Source organism: Thalassoglobus neptunius (genome assembly GCF_007859735.1).
In the GTDB taxonomy this organism is placed as follows: Bacteria; Planctomycetota; Planctomycetia; order Planctomycetales; family Planctomycetaceae; genus Thalassoglobus; species Thalassoglobus neptunius.
This window is the reverse complement of sequence record NZ_SIHI01000041.1, coordinates 1-16,202: the sequence shown is the minus strand read 5'-3', so window position 1 is coordinate 16,202 and position 16,202 is coordinate 1. Positions and strand designations below refer to the sequence as shown.

Sequence of the window (16,202 nt, the reverse complement as noted above, 5' to 3'; positions counted from 1 at the left end):
TCAAGGATTGGATTATTTCTTCTTTTTCTCTTTTCGGGTCTCCCTACGCTTACTGGTCAGTGCAGAGGGAAGCGGTTGGGCGGCCTCCTCAAAACTGGGGACCAGGGCCTGGAGTTTTTCAATCGTGGTAGCGTATTTCGAGTTGTCGATCTGGTTGGTCCATTCGTGGGGGTCCTTGGAGGTGTCGTAAAATTCCTCTTCTTTCGCCCCATAGCGGTTGTAGCGTCCGAGTTCGTTGCGAATGCTGACGTAGGCCAGGTCCGTTTTGCCTTTATCACACAATCCGGTGATGGCAGTGCTTTCCCAGGGAGCTTTCGGATCTTTGAGTAGGGGAACGAGCGAGCGTCCATCGATGTATGAGGGAGGCCTCAGTCCGCAGAGTTCGGCAAGAGTGGGATAAATGTCCATCAGAGAGACGAACCGTTCAGACACGCCTCCATCTTTGGTGATACCCGGCGCGCGGAACATCAGCAAGGTGTGCGTTCCCTCCTCCCAGAGGGTCGTCTTTTGCCAGTGATGCTTTTCCCCCAGGTGAAACCCGTGATCGGTGAGGAAGACGACAATGGTGTTGTCCTTGAAGGGGCTTGTGTCGAGCGCATCGAGGACGCGCCCAATTTGAGTGTCGACATAGGTCGTCGTCGCCAGGTAGGCCTGCACCGCCTCTTTATGTTTGCCAGTCTTGATGACCTTGTCGGCAAAACTCCCAATCCCGTCGCTCACGGCTTTGGCCAGGGGGGGAAGGTCATCCAGGTCATCCTCCTTCAGCTCGGGAAGAACAATCTGGTCCAGGGGGTACATGTCGAAATACTTTTGCGGGACATACCAGGGCATGTGGGGATTGAACGAGCCGTAGGCCAGGAAGAAGGGCTTGTCGTGCTGCTTTTTCAGAATCGCGATGGTCTTATCGGCCCCGCCAGTATCATTCATTTGTTCCTCAGTGAGGTGGATGGGGCCCCAGTCCTGTTCGCCCCCGCTAAGTTTGGCGAGGGGCGCACCGGGAGGAGCCGGATCTCTTTTGTGACCGACTTTATCATCCCAGTGCTCCTTCTGATCCCAGCCGTGGGTGATTTTTCCGTACCCGAAAGTGTCGTAGCCGTTCTTCTTGAACAAACCGGCCAGTGATAGCACTTCACTCTGATTCAGTACCTCACTTTTATTGATGGTCTGAGCGTTGTTGTAGATCCCCGATTTCCAGGGTGCGACACCAGAAAAGAACGCGGTGCGTGACGGCGAGCAGACCGGAGCCGCCGTGTACGCTCGCGTGAAGTTAACACCACTGGCAGCAAACTTTTTCAGATTGGGCGCAACGACTTTGCCTGCGTACCGATCGGCATCCTCAAGCAGCCAGCTGTTCAAGTCATCGGCGACCAGAAACAGCACGTTCATCGGCTTGGCAGCAGGCTCAGCTGCGCAAGCTGAATGTGCAGAAATCGACATGCTCGCGCTGGCAAAGAGTGATAAGACGAGTGTGAAACGCATTTACTGCCTTTCCTTATTCTTCTCATTGGATTTCTTACGAGGTGGAGTCCATCCAGGTTTGAGTTCGGCAAAACGATCATAGAGCGACTGATACGCCTCCATCTCGAACCACGGTTCACTTCGCTGAGGCTGAAGCACCTTGCCTTCCGGATAGTCTTTTCCCTGTTCACTTGCATCGATTGAGGTCTGGATCGCCAGAGCTTCCGCTTTCATTCGTTCCAAACGATCGGGTTGTTGAGCAGCCAAATCGTTGGTCTCTCCCGGATCCAGGTTCAAATCAAAGAGTTGCCATGGAGTCCCCGCACCATTTCCATTTTTGACGCACTTATAGCGACCATCGATCACTGCCGTACCCTTGTTTCCAAAGTAGATCGGGTGAGTGCGTTTCGGCGTGTTGCCGGTAAACAGCGGAACAATGCTTTCTCCATCGACCACATCCAGCATCAAATCCTTGGGCAGGTCCAGTAGATCGATCAGAGTCGGCATGATATCCATCGTGGAGGCGGGGAAGTCTGTCACCTTCGGTTGAATCTTTCCCTGCCATTCAATCAGACCCGGAACGCGAATGCCGCCTTCATATAAACTACCTTTATAGCCACGCAGGCCAGACTGCGAATGTGGATCGTGCTCGCGTCCACCATTGTCGCTGCAAAACCAGATCAACGTATTCTTCGCCAGATCTAACTCGCGCAAACGTGCACGAAGCATTCCTATACTGCGATCCATCGCAATGATTTCGCCAAGCAGGTGACGGACTTTCTTGTCCAAACCTTCAGGTAAGCCCTTCATGTCCTGCTCGGAGGCGGTGTAGGGAAAATGGGGTGAGCCATACCACAACACCGTAAAGGTTGGCTGCTCCCTGTTGGCTTCAATAAACTTCAGACCTGCTTCCACCATCAGCACCGAAGACTCGCCTTCGAGATAGACGATCTCGTCGTTATGCGTCATCAGGGGATTCATCTCGATGTAATTGGTCGCTGACAGATACTCATCAAAACCGTAATATTTGGGGCCGTTCGGATCATCTGGCAGGATAGGCATGGCCGATCCTTGAACACCTCCCAAGTGCCATTTGCCAAAGTGCGCGGTGGCATAACCTGCCTTTTTGAGTGCCTGCGGAAGCGTCTTTTCCTGTAGGCAAAGGCGCTTGTGCAATCCGGGAACACCCGTGCGACGTGGCGAACGTCCCGTCAATACCGAGGCCCGCGTTGGAGAGCAAACCGATGCTGCTGCATAGAAACGGTTAAAGCGAATGCCGGACTCAGCCATTGCATCCAGATTCGGGGTCTTCCCCTTCAGGTGCGGGTGATTCATGTAACCGACCTGTCCCCACCCCTGGTCATCCGACATGATCAGGACAATATTGGGACGACTTTTCTCAGCAGCATTTTCAACAGCACAAGCAGATGAAACAGCAAGAACGGCTTGCAACAACAAGGATAGCGTTATTAATACGGCTGTAAGTATTTTCATCGATTGGCCTGTTCCTGGACATTGAGTGCGGTAGAAATCTGATCCAAGGGGAGCCGCTTTCACTGTCTCACATTCTTCTTTAGGTTGTTCTTCGTTGCAGGAAGTGGCGTATCAGGGAGAGTGCCAATCGGTCGGCTGTTGGCTTCGAGTTCATGAACTGCTGCGTCCATCTGACGTCTCAAGTCCGCAACGACTTCGGGATGATCGGCAGAGACATCGCGAGTTTCACCCGGATCGGCAAGCAGGTTAAAAAGCGAACCTGCCAATGCTGACGGACGTTTTCCCTCGCGACCGCTCTTGCCGCCCGGCTTCAAGTCTCGAACAAGCAACTTCCAGTTTCCGTGACGAATCACCGAACCGGACACGATGAATGACTCGTGAATCGGCTCTTCAACATGCTCGCCCTTCATGTACGGCAAAATGTTCCGGCCGTCGATTACGCGGTCGTCGGGCGTGTCGACTCCAGCGATCGCACAAAAAGTGGGCAACAGATCGATGATCCCGGTGATCTGACTGTTCGTCGAACTCGGCGGGATCGTCCCCGGCCAGCGCATGATGCACGGCACACGAATCCCCCCCTCAAAGTCAGTCCATTTGCCGTCACGATACGGTCCGGCATCGCCTCCTTGAATGCCGAGCACCGGGCCGTTGTCGGATGCGAAGACAAATAGGGTGTTCTCCGAAATGCCCTGTTCGTCGAGCACCTTCATGAGTTCACCGACTTGCCAGTCGATTTCGCGAATTACATCACCGTAAGTTCCTCTTTGTGAAGTCCCATTAAATTGCTCGTTGGGAATCCACGGTGTGTGTGGCAGCGGAGATGCATAGTAGAGAAAGAACGGGCGTTCCTTGTTCTCCTTGATGAAGCCAATCGCTGCGTCGAGTAGTTTCGGTGAGTGCGTTCCATCGGTTTTTCGCCGGATTGACTCGACGCGTTTCAGATTTCGATAGATCCCCGTTTCATGATCGATATCGATCATGAAACCGTAGAAGAAGTCGAAACCGTGGCGAGTGGGATTAAACGCGTCCCATTCGCCCAAATGCCACTTGCCGACGATTCCCGTTGTGTAACCGGCTGTTTTCAGTAGCTCTGACGTCGTCACTTCGTCGGCGTGAATTCCGATGCGGTCTTTGTTGTAAATCACTTTCGTACAGCCCGCGCGGTGGGCGTGCGAGCCGGTCATCAATGCCAGACGAGTCGGCGAGCAGCGCTGATGTACATAGAAGTCGGTAAACTTCATGCCTTGCTTGCACAGTCGATCAATATTCGGTGTCTCAAGTGAGTCGGAGCCAAAACAGCCGAGGTCGCCGTAGCCTTGATCGTCAGTCAGAAAAACAACGATATTTGGCTTGCGATCGTTTGCCGTCGCTGCACTGAATTCCGAGGCCAGTGTAATCAGCAGGCAAATGGAGCAGGGCACCGCGTGAATGAATCGGTTCATCGTTTTTTCGTCTTCTCATAGTTCGCAGGCAATTCGGCAATCCATGCTTGGAGCGTCTTTCCGAGGCGATCAACGACTTCCGGATGATCCTCTGCAATGTTGTTGCTCTCACTCGGATCGAGGGAAAGGTCGTAAAGCTCCGGCTCGCCACGTTGCTTCCGAGGCAGATGCAGCTTCCATTTCCCAACTCGCATCGCGGGCGTGCTACCAGTGGCGCTGGTCTTCCAGAACAACGGCTTCGTGCGTTCGCGATCAGAACCAAGCCAGATGTTGGAAACGTTCTCCCCGTCAAGTTGTTGAGGCAGTTCCTCAATCCCGGCAATCGAGCAAAGCGTGGGCAGCCAGTCGACGAAGGAGCAAACATTGGATGAGTCCACTCTCCCGGCCTTCACTTGTCCTGGCCACCGAACGATGAATGGGACACGCGTGCCGCCTTCATATTGATCGTGCTTGCCACCACGAAACTCTCCCGCGTAGCCGAGCATGTTATTTGAGAATTCCCGTGCCCCCTTATTTTCGAGTGCCACTGGGGCTGGTCCGTGGTCGCTGGAGAAAACCACAATGGTGTTCTCCCGAAGCCCTAATTCATCAATGAGTTTCAGCACTCGTCCAACGTTCAAATCGATCTGGTAGACGTCGCCGAGATACTGACGCATCGACTCGTCAAGATCTCCTCCGATCTTCAGACACTCGTCAAACTTGTGTTGCATCGTCGGCGCGAAGTCGTTTCGGTCGACGGTTACATCGTTGAAATGGTCGGCCAGTTCGGCGGGTGTATTCACCGGAAAGTGCGTCGCGTGTCCCCAGACATTGACGTAAAACGGTCCATCGCGGTTGTCTTTAATGAAGTCGATCGCGGCAGAGTAGAGGTCGTCGTCTCTCCCGGCCGATTTGTGGCGACTCTTGCCAATTGTCTTGATCTCATCGATCCCATAAGTCCCATCGCTGTCGTCGGGACCAATGTGCCACTTTCCGAAATGTCCAATTCTGTAACCTCGTTCTTTAAGCAGTTCGGTAATGGTTGTACGGTTTCCGAAACCGAAGTCGGCCGCATACTTCGGAAAGCGAGCCGGAAACAGTCCGGTCATGATTCCCGTTCGACTGGGATTACACGTCACTCCAGTCACATAGAACTGAGTGAACCGCGTGCCTTCTTTGGCCAGTTGGTCAATCGCTGGCGTTCGAGCGTAAGGATGTCCGTAACATCCAAGATCGCCAAAACCGAGATCGTCGGCGAAAAGAAACACAATGTTCGGCGGCCGCTGATCCGTTTCCTGGGCCTCTACGGAGATGGTGGCGAACGAAAGCAACACTGCTATCGCCAATAAGTAAATCTTAATATCCATTCGAAATTATCTCGCTGAGGTTTATGCTTAGCGTCCCTGCTTCGATTGCTTCTGTTTCAATGCGGGGTCGGTGTAAGGCAAATATTTCGGATGTGGAACGTAGTTACCTTCGCCTTTCTCCCAGCGGAAGGTTTCGCCTTCGATGACGAGATCACGTCTCGCATTGAACTTGGGTTCCGGATCGGCGAACTCAGTCGGTACTGAATTCCGCAGTTCGGCAATGACGTCTGCGTATTGCGGGTCGGACGCGAGGTTGGTCCATTCGTGCGGATCCTCTTTAACGTTGTACAGTTCCTGGTTCTTGTCGTCGTAATAGATGTAACGCCAGTCGCGATTCATCACTGTGTATTCCCCCGGGTGAATGTAGGGCAGATAAACCGTTCGGTCTTTTGCATCGGAGGGATACTTAAGTATCGGTGCAAGGGAAACGCCTTCCAACTCTTGAGACGGTGCCGGCAAGTTACATGTTTCAACCAACGTCGGATATATGTCGATCAGGCTAACTGTCGCGTCCGTTCGACCCCCTTTTGCTATACCGGGTCCGGCCCAGACAAAAGGGACGTTGGAGGTTCGTTCCCATAATGTGTGTTTTCCCCACTGGCCTTTTTCGCCGAGGTGATATCCGTGATCGCTCCACAGAACGACGATGGTATTTTCGGCGTAGGGGCTTGCTTCAAGTGCGTTAAGAATTCGTCCAACCATCGCGTCGGCGTAACTGGTGCAGGCCAGGTATCCGTGCAAAGCGTCTTTCCAGGCACCCATCGCAACGAGTTTGTCGTAGTGCAGCTTCTTGCGATTTTCGCGTTGATTGCGAATCTTGTCCGGCAGATCGCTCAGATCATCTTCCTTAAACACCGGAGTCTCGATGGCATCTCGTTCATACAGATCAAAATACTTCTGCGGACAGTAGTTGGGGTAATGAGGAGCGTAGAAACCGCAGGCGAGAAAGAAGGGCTTGTCATGTGTTCGTCTCAGTTGTTCGACTGCCCAATTGGCTCGGATCGTGTCGGCCATCTCTTCTTCCTGTTCGTTCGGAATCGCTCCCCACTCCAGGAAGAGTCCGCCGGTGATCTCTTTGCCTTTGTTATAGATGCTGGCAGGAAAGGGCTGTGGCACAGGCGTGTCGTTGCTCCATGATTCTAAAGCCCATCCGCCTTCGCGCTGGAACTGATTTCGCAGGAAGAACTTTGTCCAACCGCGCTGGTCGATCGCTCCAGCAGGATGATGAAAAAGCTTGCCAGCTCCCAGCGTCGAGTAACCCGCCTTGGCAAAACTCATCTGCAGCGATTCAATTTCTGGATGATGCACAAAGTAATTGGGAGTCTCATAGCATCCGGTTGTCGAAGCGTACTGGCCGGACATAATCGCCGCGCGACTGGGTGCACAAAACACACCAGCAGTGTGAGCATTGGTAAAGCACACACCGCGAGCGGCCAGCCGATCGATATTGGGTGTGATCGCATTGGGACGCGACTCAAGACAGCCGACGAAGTCGTTCATGTCGTCGACCGCCAGGAACACGACGTTGGGTCGCGTTTCGTCCGCGAACAGATGACCAGTACAAGTTGAGTGGAATAAGACGAAACTGAAAAGGATCCGCGTCGGCAAGTGCATGAGTTTCTCTCTGTGGAGAACTAATTGAACTCCATTGGCTGGGCGTAAAGGTGCTGTTGTCATCATCGTAATCTGGCAATCTCCTCTTGAGCAGTGCGATAAAGTGCCGCGATTTCTTCTTCGTTAAGTGCTCGATCGAACAATGCCACTTCGTCGATCCGACCGTCCCACACCTGCGTCGCTTCGGCGTCCGTTCCGAACCAGACCGGATCGGAGTCGCTGGCAGCCATTGCCGCGCAAGGTTTGGATGCAACGAGTCTCCCGTCTTCGTAGAGATGCAATTGCTCACCATTAGCAGTTACGACAACTTGCCTCCATGTCTTCTGCGGCAGGACCGAGCCACTTGCGACGGACGTTACAACTGCATTGCTGCTCGTAATGGAGGCCTGCAGCTCTCCGTTCTCATCGAGAGACAGGCTGAAGTTGCCACGTTCATCATTTTTATTCGTAGCAACCATTGCGTGTTCTGCGTGTTCTGCGGGTGCTTCGAGATACACGAACACGACCAACGAGAACCGTCCAGTACTCAATGGCGGCGGCGAATCAACACGTCCTCCACGTCCGATGGAATCGACTCCGACTCGCAGAGAACCACCGACGAACACACCGCGGGCATGCGGCGGACGTTTACCGTCTCCAGTCAATACGACGCCGGAATATTCGAGCGGTTCAGAGACAAGACCTCGGTCCCGGATTGGCATTCGGTAGTAAGCCAGCGGCGATAACCTTTTGACCGCGCGAGCGTAGTTCAGCCTCGGTTCGTCAAAGTTGCGAATGAATCGGTCGGTCGCGATGGAGATGTCCTCGGGCTCGGCCGCCCCATTAGCAATCCGGACGGCTTGCGACGCCTGCAAATCAACGGACCGAGAGGCTTCACGCTGATTCGATGCCCCGGGATGGACACGCACGAGCCCGTCAAACACATGAACCTCGCTCGCGCCGCCTTCCACATCGACGGAGAACTCGGTGCCAAAGTCAACGACTTCCGCTTCCGGCGTTTCGACCGTGAACCCGATTCCTTCGGGAGGAACTCTGGCCGACAGCCGCCCACTGTGAAGCACTATGCGTTCTTTGCTGACAGCGTTGAAGCGGGCAGGTGCTTCAACATAGACCATGACGCCCCCGCCGAACTCCAGATGCACTAACCCTTTTTGCAACTCGTAATCCCCCACAGGGATCTGAGCTTCGCTCCATTGCGTCCCATCTTTTGTAAGCACCCCATTTACATTGCTGACAACGGTCGCTGCAGAACCATCAGCAGACGATGGATCGCTGTTGCCTTCGGGCGAAATGATTGTGAGGAGGAGGCAAGCCGCCGTTACGAGCCCAGCTACGGTCAACACTAACATCTGTCTCGGACGGAATGATGGCGCAGACAATTGCTCTCGTGTTGAAGTTGAGTCCGTTACGGGGCTGCCCGTGCTTGCTTCCAATGCACTCTTCTGAATGTCTCTTCGCCTCAGTGAACGCCGCAGGTCCGAATGCAGCTCGGCACGCAGAGCAAACCGGTCGAGATTTGCGGGAACCTGCAGCCACGCCTGAAACTCCGCAGCCTCTTCGCCAGTCGCCTCACCCTCAAGAACGCGATCGATGAATTCATCGTCTATTAACATCACGCATTCTCCATCGCGAGGCGTCGCTCAATGCAACTGGCAAGAACCGTTCGAACGCGGGAGAGCAGAACTCGCACTGAGCCGCTGGTAGTGTCCGTTTCCAGTGCCATTTCTGTAGCTGACAGTTCTTCGACGTACCGCAGATCGATCAGCCTTCGTGACCTCGGCGGGAGTTCATCCAAACAGGCTTCAAGTGCTTCCCGACGATGACTCCGGCGGTCAGCCTGTTTCGCGATTGTGTCAGCGAGTTGGCCGAGCAGTTCGTCCGAGAAAACAACAGGCGTGCGATCGCGAGCCCTGTAGAAATCAATCACTCGGGATTTGGCGATCCACAGTGCCCACCCAAGGAACGGCCGACTTGAGTCATACTCATCAAACCGACGTGCCAACTCCTGAGCGATTCGTTGAACGACGTCTTCAGCATCGTGAAACCCGGTGACCGACGCGAAAACGTAAGCCGAGACCGAAGGCTCTGCCTCAAGCCAGCAATGCGTGAATTCTTCGCGTTTTTGTTTTTCATCCATTCGCAAGGCCCACGGAAAACAAGTGCGAGATGACCGTATGCCGAACGGGAACGAGAATCGTTAACAGGAATCCAGAAAATATCTGATTCTATTCGAATTCACGAGACTCAACGATCAACTTCTCAATGGCCCAGCCGAAGAGTCGCGTGTGAAAACCAGAACTCCGAGCGAACACCGCGTTGGTCCTTGCCGCATTAGACGTTGATTTCCCGCATCCCCGGCGATCCCCAGCTTACAGCAGATTGAGCATTGGCTTGATTCGGAGACAGCAATTCGACAGAACCGAATGGTAAGAAGGGCACCAAACTCGACGAATCGCCGTTTCAGATCAAGAGCGTCCCGAAGAGACTTTGTGCGGTGACGAAGCGGGCTTTCCCTCACTTGAGCGAGGGTTTCAAACTTCGACTGACCGCCAAGACCGCGCTCAATCCGAAAGCAACGTGAGCGTTTGTCGCAGCACGTGTAGCGATCTTAGAGAGACCAGTGAATTCGAGCGAAAAGGTTTGACAGCAAATTGTCGCCCGGCCCTGACCGGGAGCATTATCGCTCCCGGTTTCACGTTCGGAACATACTTGACAGGGAACCGCTTGAAACTTGCGGTTCGTGCAAACGTGGCTGTCTTCAGATATCTCGACATCGCAGGAGAGACGCTTCCGGCACAAAACCGTTCGCCACTCGTCAGAACTTCGGTTGTTTGCGAGTGGCGAAGCGATATTGATTCGGTTGGTGCAACGTCGCAAGAGCGATGTCAGGCAACACTCACTGCCCGAGGATTGCTCGATTTGCTTCCAATTCGAGATCCTCGTAACTCTCTTCGCTTGTATCGACAGCGACAGCTTGAATTTTCCCACCTTGGAACCTGGCTGGGGCTTCGTATCGCTCGGTCACCGCATCAGCACTGTCCCAACCAATGCACATTCCATCACCTGAGAGCGTGAACTTGGCCGGTTGCGTTTTCATCTTGCCGCTGTCCACAACCTGATCGTTCACATAGAGCTTGGCCGTTCCCAAGTGCTCTCCGTGTTCCCCAGACTTCTCGCGGTTGAATTCCACACCCAGCGTGTATTTGCCGGGAGCGAGTTCTTTCGAAACGAAATGTTGTTCCGGCTTAATCCCCAGAAAGTTGTAAACGTAGTGCAGCTTTTTGTCCTTGAGAAACAGCGAATGTCCTCCGAATCGAGAGCCATGAGCGAACAGAACTCCGGAAGCATCGGCATCCGTGATTTCCACATTTGCCAGGATCTTGTACGAACGCCCGCGGATGTTGGCAGCGACGCCTTCTGGAATCGCCGATGTTCCGGGATAGTAGACGTGTCGGTTGCTCGGCGGCTCATTCGTGGGACGCGGCGTTGTCAGTAGTTCTGACGGCGAACGATCGTCGATCGGCAGCACCAGATTCTTCTTGGCCTCCTCAAAGTAGGCAGCGACGAGTTCTTTCACCTTTTCCGGGTGTTGGTCGGCGAGATTCTTGGATTGAGCGCGGTCTTCGGCCACGTGATAAAGTTCCCACTCGTCGTTCTCGTAATTGCCCGTGTTGCTGAACGGAGCGTGGAGTGACGAAATCATCCAACCATCTTTCCAAAGTCCACGCGTGCCGAACATCGTGTAATACTGCACGTGTCTGTTTGTGGGAGCATTGGGTTTGGAATCAAACGTATACACCATGGATTTTCCGGACAGGGGATACTGTTTAACGCCGTTGTAAACTTCCGGCATCTCCAGGCCCGTGATTTCGAGGATCGTGGGGACAATGTCGACGCTGTGGTGATACTGATGCCGCACCTCACCGCGTGCTTTGATTCCTTTCGGCCACGAAATGACCAACGGATCGACCGTGCCACCAGCATACTGAGAATAGCGTTTGAACATCCGAAACGGGGCCGACGTCGCCATCGCCCAGCCGGTCGGGAAGTGGTTATAGGTGTCCGGACCTCCCAGAACGTCGATGTATTTCAGGTTCTCTTCGATGGTGTCGGGGAAGCCATTGAAGAATTTGTTCTCGTTGACCGATCCGTTGGGGCTGCCTTCGCCGGAAGTTCCGTTGTCGGCGGCGTAAATCACAGTGGTATTCTCAAGTTGTCCTGTCTCTTCGAGGTAGTCGATCACGCGGCCGACTTGAGCGTCGGTGTATTCAGAGAATCCGGCAAACACTTCCATCATTTTTGAGAAGAGCTTCTTTTCGTCAGCGCTGAGAGACTCCCAGGGCCTGACCGCATCTGCCGGGTCTGCGACTCCATCCGGCAGCGGGTTCATCGGCGTAAGCTCGGTGTCTTCCGGCAAGATGCCCTTGTCGATCATGCGGGCTAAGACGACTTCCCGGTACGCTTCGTAGCCATCGTCAAACTTGCCTTTATACTTCGCAATGTACTCTTCGGGCGCATGATGCGGTGCGTGGTTTGCCCCGGGACAATACCACATGTACCAAGGTCGAGAGGGATTTGAGGACCTGTGATCCTTCACCATCTTGATCGCTTGATCTGCCAGATCTTTGGAGAGGTGATACCCTTCTTCCGGAGTCGCAGGCGGCTCGATGAACCGGTTGTCTTCGGTGAGATCCGGGTACCACTGGTTGGTTTCGCCGCCCAGGAATCCATAGAAGCGGTCGAAGCCCATATTCAGCGGCCAACGGTCTCGGCTGGCGCCCGAAGCCACATCCTGTTCCGGAACGTTGTGATTCTTCCCGACCCAGAATGTGCTGTAACCGCCATCCTGAAGGATTTCGCCAATGGTCGCACATGCCTTCGGGATGTGACCATTCGATCCAGGAAATCCAGAGGCTGTCTCTGTAATTCCGGCCATCCCGTTCAGGTGATGATTCCGCCCGGTGAGAAGCGTCGATCTGGTAGGCGAGCACAAAACGGTCGTGTGCCAATTCGTGTAAGTCAGGCCGTTCGCAGCAAGCTTGTCGAGCGTCGGCATGTTGATGCCACCACCGTAGGGCGACCATGCAGCGAGACCGGTATCGTCGTACAAAACGAACAGAATGTTGGGAGCGTCTTCTGGGGCCTTCTTGGGTGTAAAGGGCGCCCAATCGGGTTTCGAATCGCGGATATCGGTCTTGATCTCGCCCTTAAATTCCGCAGGCGAATTGTCATCGAACGCCGACACCCTTCGGTGGTTCGCAGCTGTCACCGCAACGACACACAGTGTCAGAAGGAGGATACCTCTGGTTAGCTTCATCTTACGTCTCCTGGGAGAAGAGCGAGTTGAACTCACTTGGTTTCTCGCGTCGGCTGGATCTTGAAGATATGGTTCCGTAATAGATGGGAGTTGAACTGGCGTTCGATGGACGCCAGCAGCAACCTCACGCCCTGAGTCTACACGGGTAGATCGAAGGCTTAAAACCCGGTAAGGTGGAAATGACTATCAAAATTCGGCAAGGGCGATCCTCGACCGCCGCGAATGTGTGCAACAGGTAAGGACATGGACATCAACGTGTTCCAGTTGGAGTCACAGGACTTCGCTGAGATGGAGCAAGCCTTAAGCTCCTGGGATCACCAGTATCGCCAGATGAGTTCTGGAACCTTCCGTGGAATGCTTCAGCATACGCAGTCCGGAGCTTGTGGGATCTTCCGCAATCGCTGGGAACGTGCCATCCACTATGAGGGAACGGCACCAGCTGGAACGATTGGGCTCGCGATCTCATTGGCGCAGAATGGAGATGCACGCTGGGATGGGTGACCGTGTCGGGATTGATGACATGATCGTGCAGCGTCAGGGGAAAGACGCCGAGTATCTTTCTGGTTCTCTGTGGGATAGCGTCGTCTTCGTAATCCCCGAGGTTCACTTATGCGAACAGATCGCCAATTTAACACAACGTGATCCTCAAGAGGTGCTGAGTACACATGGCGTCGTCCACCTTGATCCGCATTTGGCTTCTCAAATCCGCAAAACCAGCCTCGCGTACCTGCGTGCGATGCGGCAACTTCCCAGTAACTCCTGCGATGAACTCCTGATTGGGAATCTGGCTCAGAGTGCGATTACACTCGTCGCACAAGGGCTCGCATCTTCTCACGTGGCCAATCATTCTCAAGCAACACTTCAGCGTCGCAATGAGTTGGTCCGCAAAGCCAAAGATTTCGCGGCCGATCGCCCCGACCAACCCCTCTGGATTCGCGAACTGTGCCGCGAGCTTGCCGTCAGCGAACGAACGCTCCGCCACGCGTTTTGCAACGTCACAGGTATGAGCCCACTCGACTACTTAAAGATCATTCGGCTCAATCGAGTTAAACGTCAACTCCGTGAGGCGGTTGTCGGAGACGTGCTTGTTAAGCAACTCGCCATCGCAAACGGATTCACTCATCTTGGGCAATTCAGCCGGGACTACAAGCAGTTCTTTGGCGAGTTGCCATCGCACACGTTAAACCGTCAATAACTGAGATCGATCACACAATCCGCCACAAGAGATAACGAACTCGATCTCTAACGGAATTCATTCATGTTCGCGTTCAACATACCGATTGCACACGGACAATAGGCCGTTCCCCCAATGACTCGGTCGCCAGCTGAACTCTGAGTTGATCCGCAAGGCCTTAAATTTCACGGACTAAAACCTGGTTCACTCCAAACTAAATCCTCAGACTCCATGGCACTGTGGAAAGCACTTGTTTCTTTTACTGTAAGCGCACGTTTTGATCACGTCAGAACAGCTGGCAAACTGTTCAACGCGAAACTTTTGCAGATATCACGAAACTCAAAAAACTGCTGCTGCAAGGGAAGGACCAGTTTGCTCACTGCCTGACGGAAAAAATGTTGATGTATGCGCTGGGCCGCCAAATCAGAATCATGGACCGGTCCCAAGTCGACACGATTGTCGAAGCCCTGTCAGAACACGGTTACGGGCTCCGCGATCTGGTTGAGCGAATCGTCAGCAGTGATGCGTTCGCCGAATCGGTCGACACGAGAGTCTCGAATTGACATTCGAACGATGCCTTTTCTTGGTCAGCCCCCCACCCTCAAACCTCGGAGAGAACAACGCGATGAAAACCCCCGCCACTCTCATCACCTTACTCGTGATGTTTGTCTACTTCGCCAGCTTCGGAACTTCCATCGCAACCGCAGAGTTTAATCACCCGGGTATTAGTCATACTCAGAGCAGCATCGATTTTGTTCGAGGCAAGATTGCCAGCGGCGAAGAACCTTGGGTAACAGCGATGGAGCGTGTTCAGTCGTCACGCTACGCCAATCTCGACTGGCGACCTCAGCCTCAAGCCCACGTGGAGCGAGGTCCGTCCAACAATCCGGATATCGGCTCGTCAGAAATCAGCGCCGACGCGAATGCGGCTTATCATCACGCTATCCTTTGGGCACTGACGGGCAAGGAAGCACACGCCAGGAAGGGAGCCGAGATCCTGAACGCCTGGTCGAATACGCTGCAGTCCATCTCAAATCATGACGCGCGGCTGCTGGTGGGCATGGAAGTCTACGAGAATTGTAACGCTGCCGAATTGCTCAAGCACACATGGAACGGCTGGCCTGAAGCCGAGCAGAAGCAATTCGAAAAGATGCTGCGTGAAGTCTTCTATCCGGTGATCAAGGACTTTTACCCATCAGCCAACGGAAACTGGGATGCCTCGATGCTGCAAACGATGCTGGCGATGGGTGTCTACCTGGACGATCAAGCCATGTTTGATCGGGGAGTCAACTACTATTTAAACGGGGAGGGCAACGGCGCGATTGGCAACTACTTCAAGCCGACAGGCCAATGTCAGGAAACCGGCCGCGATCAGGCGCACACGCAAATGGGATTGGACTATCTGGCTTGCACCGCGGAAATCGCCTGGAATCAGGGCCTCGATCTGTACGGAGCACTGGATAATCGATTGTTGAAAGGTTTCGAGTATACCGCAAAATATAACTTGGGTTTCGATGTCCCTTATGAACCGTATCGAAGCTTCGAAGGACGCTATCACTACAAGTCGATCTCAGATAACAGCCGCGGGCGGCTACGGCCAATGTACGAGAAGGTTTTAAATCACTATGAAGGTCGAATGGGAATGGAAGCGCCTTTCACCCGTCAGGCAGCGATGAAGCTTCGTGAGAATTCTTTGGCCACAGAGCAGAGGCAACGTGAAGGTGATCGTAACAGAGACAACTCCAATCGACGGCGGCGATCGAGACGCCGCGATTCATCCGCAATGGGAATTCTCATGTTTTCCGGACAGTCGGCGGACGACTCCGTCAACGAAAAATGACGACCGATTAAAAGCGGCTGACAGTTCGTCGACATCTATCCAACGCTTGCCGATCTGGCCGGACTCCCTGTTGCCGAGAATCTGGAAGGCACCAGTTTCAAGCCGCTGCTTGATAATCCGCACCTTCCCTGGAAAACAGCAGCCTTCAGCCAGTATCCTCGCACGCATCGAGGACAACACTTGATGCAATATACGATGCGGACTAATCGCTACCGGTTCACTCGCTGGGTTCACCGTGATGATCATTCCAAAATCGACGCTGTTGAACTCCACGACCATAAGTTGGATTCCGTAGAGAACGTGAACATTGCCAGCAAACCTGAAAACGCAGAACTCGTCGACCGATCGACTCGACAACTATTGGCTGGGTGGCAGGCAACGCCGTTAACCTTTTAGTGTTGTATCAAAAGACGTCTTGATGGAAATGTTGTGATGACGTAAGGCATTGTTGTCACACAAGTTCCTTTGTCATCTCGGAACGGAGTCCGGGCATGTCGCATCAAGACGTCGAAGTCGT

The 16,202-nt window shown here is 53.7% G+C and carries 12 protein-coding genes and 1 pseudogene; 5 read left to right on the top strand and 8 right to left on the bottom strand.

All coding sequences use genetic code 11. The annotated features are described in order from the left end of the window. Nucleotides 1–12: 12 nt before the first annotated feature. The 8 genes from KOR42_RS22350 to KOR42_RS22315 form a co-directional block, all read right to left on the bottom strand. On the bottom strand, nucleotides 13–1,479 hold the full coding sequence (locus KOR42_RS22350; protein WP_146512060.1) for a sulfatase: 1,467 nt from the start codon (nucleotides 1,477–1,479) through the stop codon (nucleotides 13–15). Continuing rightward, nucleotides 1,480–2,952, bottom strand: coding sequence for a sulfatase family protein (locus KOR42_RS22345; protein WP_146512059.1), 1,473 nt, complete (start codon nucleotides 2,950–2,952; stop codon nucleotides 1,480–1,482). A gap of 59 nt (nucleotides 2,953–3,011) precedes the next feature. Then, nucleotides 3,012–4,394 (bottom strand): sulfatase-like hydrolase/transferase, encoded by a 1,383-nt coding sequence (locus KOR42_RS22340; RefSeq protein WP_197441460.1) that lies wholly within the window; start codon nucleotides 4,392–4,394, stop codon nucleotides 3,012–3,014. After that, the gene (locus KOR42_RS22335) at nucleotides 4,391–5,740 is read right to left on the bottom strand and encodes a sulfatase family protein (RefSeq protein WP_146512058.1); all 1,350 of its coding nucleotides are present in this window, start codon (nucleotides 5,738–5,740) and stop codon (nucleotides 4,391–4,393) included. The genes KOR42_RS22340 and KOR42_RS22335 overlap by 4 nt, the downstream gene beginning before the upstream one ends. Before the next feature lie 27 nt (nucleotides 5,741–5,767). Beyond that, nucleotides 5,768–7,354: a sulfatase gene (locus KOR42_RS22330; protein WP_146512057.1), complete on the bottom strand. Its 1,587-nt coding sequence runs from the start codon at nucleotides 7,352–7,354 to the stop codon at nucleotides 5,768–5,770. 62 nt (nucleotides 7,355–7,416) lie between these two features. Further along, complete coding sequence (locus KOR42_RS22325) at nucleotides 7,417–8,967, bottom strand: LamG-like jellyroll fold domain-containing protein (protein WP_197441459.1); 1,551 nt, start codon at nucleotides 8,965–8,967, stop codon at nucleotides 7,417–7,419. After that, nucleotides 8,967–9,491, bottom strand: coding sequence for a sigma-70 family RNA polymerase sigma factor (locus KOR42_RS22320; RefSeq protein ID WP_146512055.1), 525 nt, complete (start codon nucleotides 9,489–9,491; stop codon nucleotides 8,967–8,969). Before KOR42_RS22320 ends, KOR42_RS22325 begins: the two co-directional genes overlap by 1 nt. A gap of 759 nt (nucleotides 9,492–10,250) precedes the next feature. Further along, nucleotides 10,251–12,671, bottom strand: coding sequence for an arylsulfatase (locus tag KOR42_RS22315; RefSeq protein WP_146512054.1), 2,421 nt, complete (start codon nucleotides 12,669–12,671; stop codon nucleotides 10,251–10,253). Between the two features lie 243 nt (nucleotides 12,672–12,914). Here KOR42_RS22315 and KOR42_RS26935 point away from each other — a divergent pair, with 243 nt between their 5' ends. The 5 genes and pseudogenes from KOR42_RS26935 (at nucleotide 12,915) to KOR42_RS22295 (ending at nucleotide 16,081) form a co-directional block, all read left to right on the top strand. Continuing rightward, nucleotides 12,915–13,172 carry a hypothetical protein gene (locus KOR42_RS26935; protein WP_197441458.1) on the top strand — a complete coding sequence of 86 codons (258 nt, stop codon included), beginning with the start codon at nucleotides 12,915–12,917 and terminating at the stop codon, nucleotides 13,170–13,172. Continuing rightward, nucleotides 13,165–13,866 carry a helix-turn-helix domain-containing protein gene (locus tag KOR42_RS22310; RefSeq protein WP_197441457.1) on the top strand — a complete coding sequence of 234 codons (702 nt, stop codon included), beginning with the start codon at nucleotides 13,165–13,167 and terminating at the stop codon, nucleotides 13,864–13,866. The genes KOR42_RS26935 and KOR42_RS22310 overlap by 8 nt, the downstream gene beginning before the upstream one ends. Before the next feature lie 305 nt (nucleotides 13,867–14,171). Continuing rightward, a pseudogene (locus tag KOR42_RS22305) lies at nucleotides 14,172–14,408 on the top strand (DUF1585 domain-containing protein); the annotation flags it as partial. 62 nt (nucleotides 14,409–14,470) lie between these two features. Then, complete coding sequence (locus KOR42_RS22300; RefSeq protein WP_146512051.1) at nucleotides 14,471–15,685, top strand: alginate lyase family protein; 1,215 nt, start codon at nucleotides 14,471–14,473, stop codon at nucleotides 15,683–15,685. 33 nt (nucleotides 15,686–15,718) lie between these two features. Further along, nucleotides 15,719–16,081, top strand: a complete 363-nt coding sequence (locus KOR42_RS22295; protein WP_146512050.1) for a sulfatase/phosphatase domain-containing protein — start codon at nucleotides 15,719–15,721, stop codon at nucleotides 16,079–16,081. The last annotated feature ends 121 nt before the right edge of the window (nucleotides 16,082–16,202 follow it).

What these genes read in the sequence shown, in the direction of transcription:
- KOR42_RS22350 (WP_146512060.1), bottom strand. Translation starts at nt 1,479, where the DNA reads ATGCGTTTCACACTCGTCTTATCACTCTTTGCCAGCGCGAGCATGTCG.
- KOR42_RS22345 (WP_146512059.1), bottom strand. Translation starts at nt 2,952, where the DNA reads ATGAAAATACTTACAGCCGTATTAATAACGCTATCCTTGTTGTTGCAA.
- KOR42_RS22340 (WP_197441460.1), bottom strand. Translation starts at nt 4,394, where the DNA reads ATGAACCGATTCATTCACGCGGTGCCCTGCTCCATTTGCCTGCTGATT.
- KOR42_RS22335 (WP_146512058.1), bottom strand. Translation starts at nt 5,740, where the DNA reads ATGGATATTAAGATTTACTTATTGGCGATAGCAGTGTTGCTTTCGTTC.
- KOR42_RS22330 (WP_146512057.1), bottom strand. Translation starts at nt 7,354, where the DNA reads ATGCACTTGCCGACGCGGATCCTTTTCAGTTTCGTCTTATTCCACTCA.
- KOR42_RS22325 (WP_197441459.1), bottom strand. Translation starts at nt 8,967, where the DNA reads ATGTTAATAGACGATGAATTCATCGATCGCGTTCTTGAGGGTGAGGCG.
- KOR42_RS22320 (WP_146512055.1), bottom strand. Translation starts at nt 9,491, where the DNA reads ATGGATGAAAAACAAAAACGCGAAGAATTCACGCATTGCTGGCTTGAG.
- KOR42_RS22315 (WP_146512054.1), bottom strand. Translation starts at nt 12,671, where the DNA reads ATGAAGCTAACCAGAGGTATCCTCCTTCTGACACTGTGTGTCGTTGCG.
- KOR42_RS26935 (WP_197441458.1), top strand. Translation starts at nt 12,915, where the DNA reads ATGGACATCAACGTGTTCCAGTTGGAGTCACAGGACTTCGCTGAGATG.
- KOR42_RS22310 (WP_197441457.1), top strand. Translation starts at nt 13,165, where the DNA reads ATGGGTGACCGTGTCGGGATTGATGACATGATCGTGCAGCGTCAGGGG.
- KOR42_RS22300 (WP_146512051.1), top strand. Translation starts at nt 14,471, where the DNA reads ATGAAAACCCCCGCCACTCTCATCACCTTACTCGTGATGTTTGTCTAC.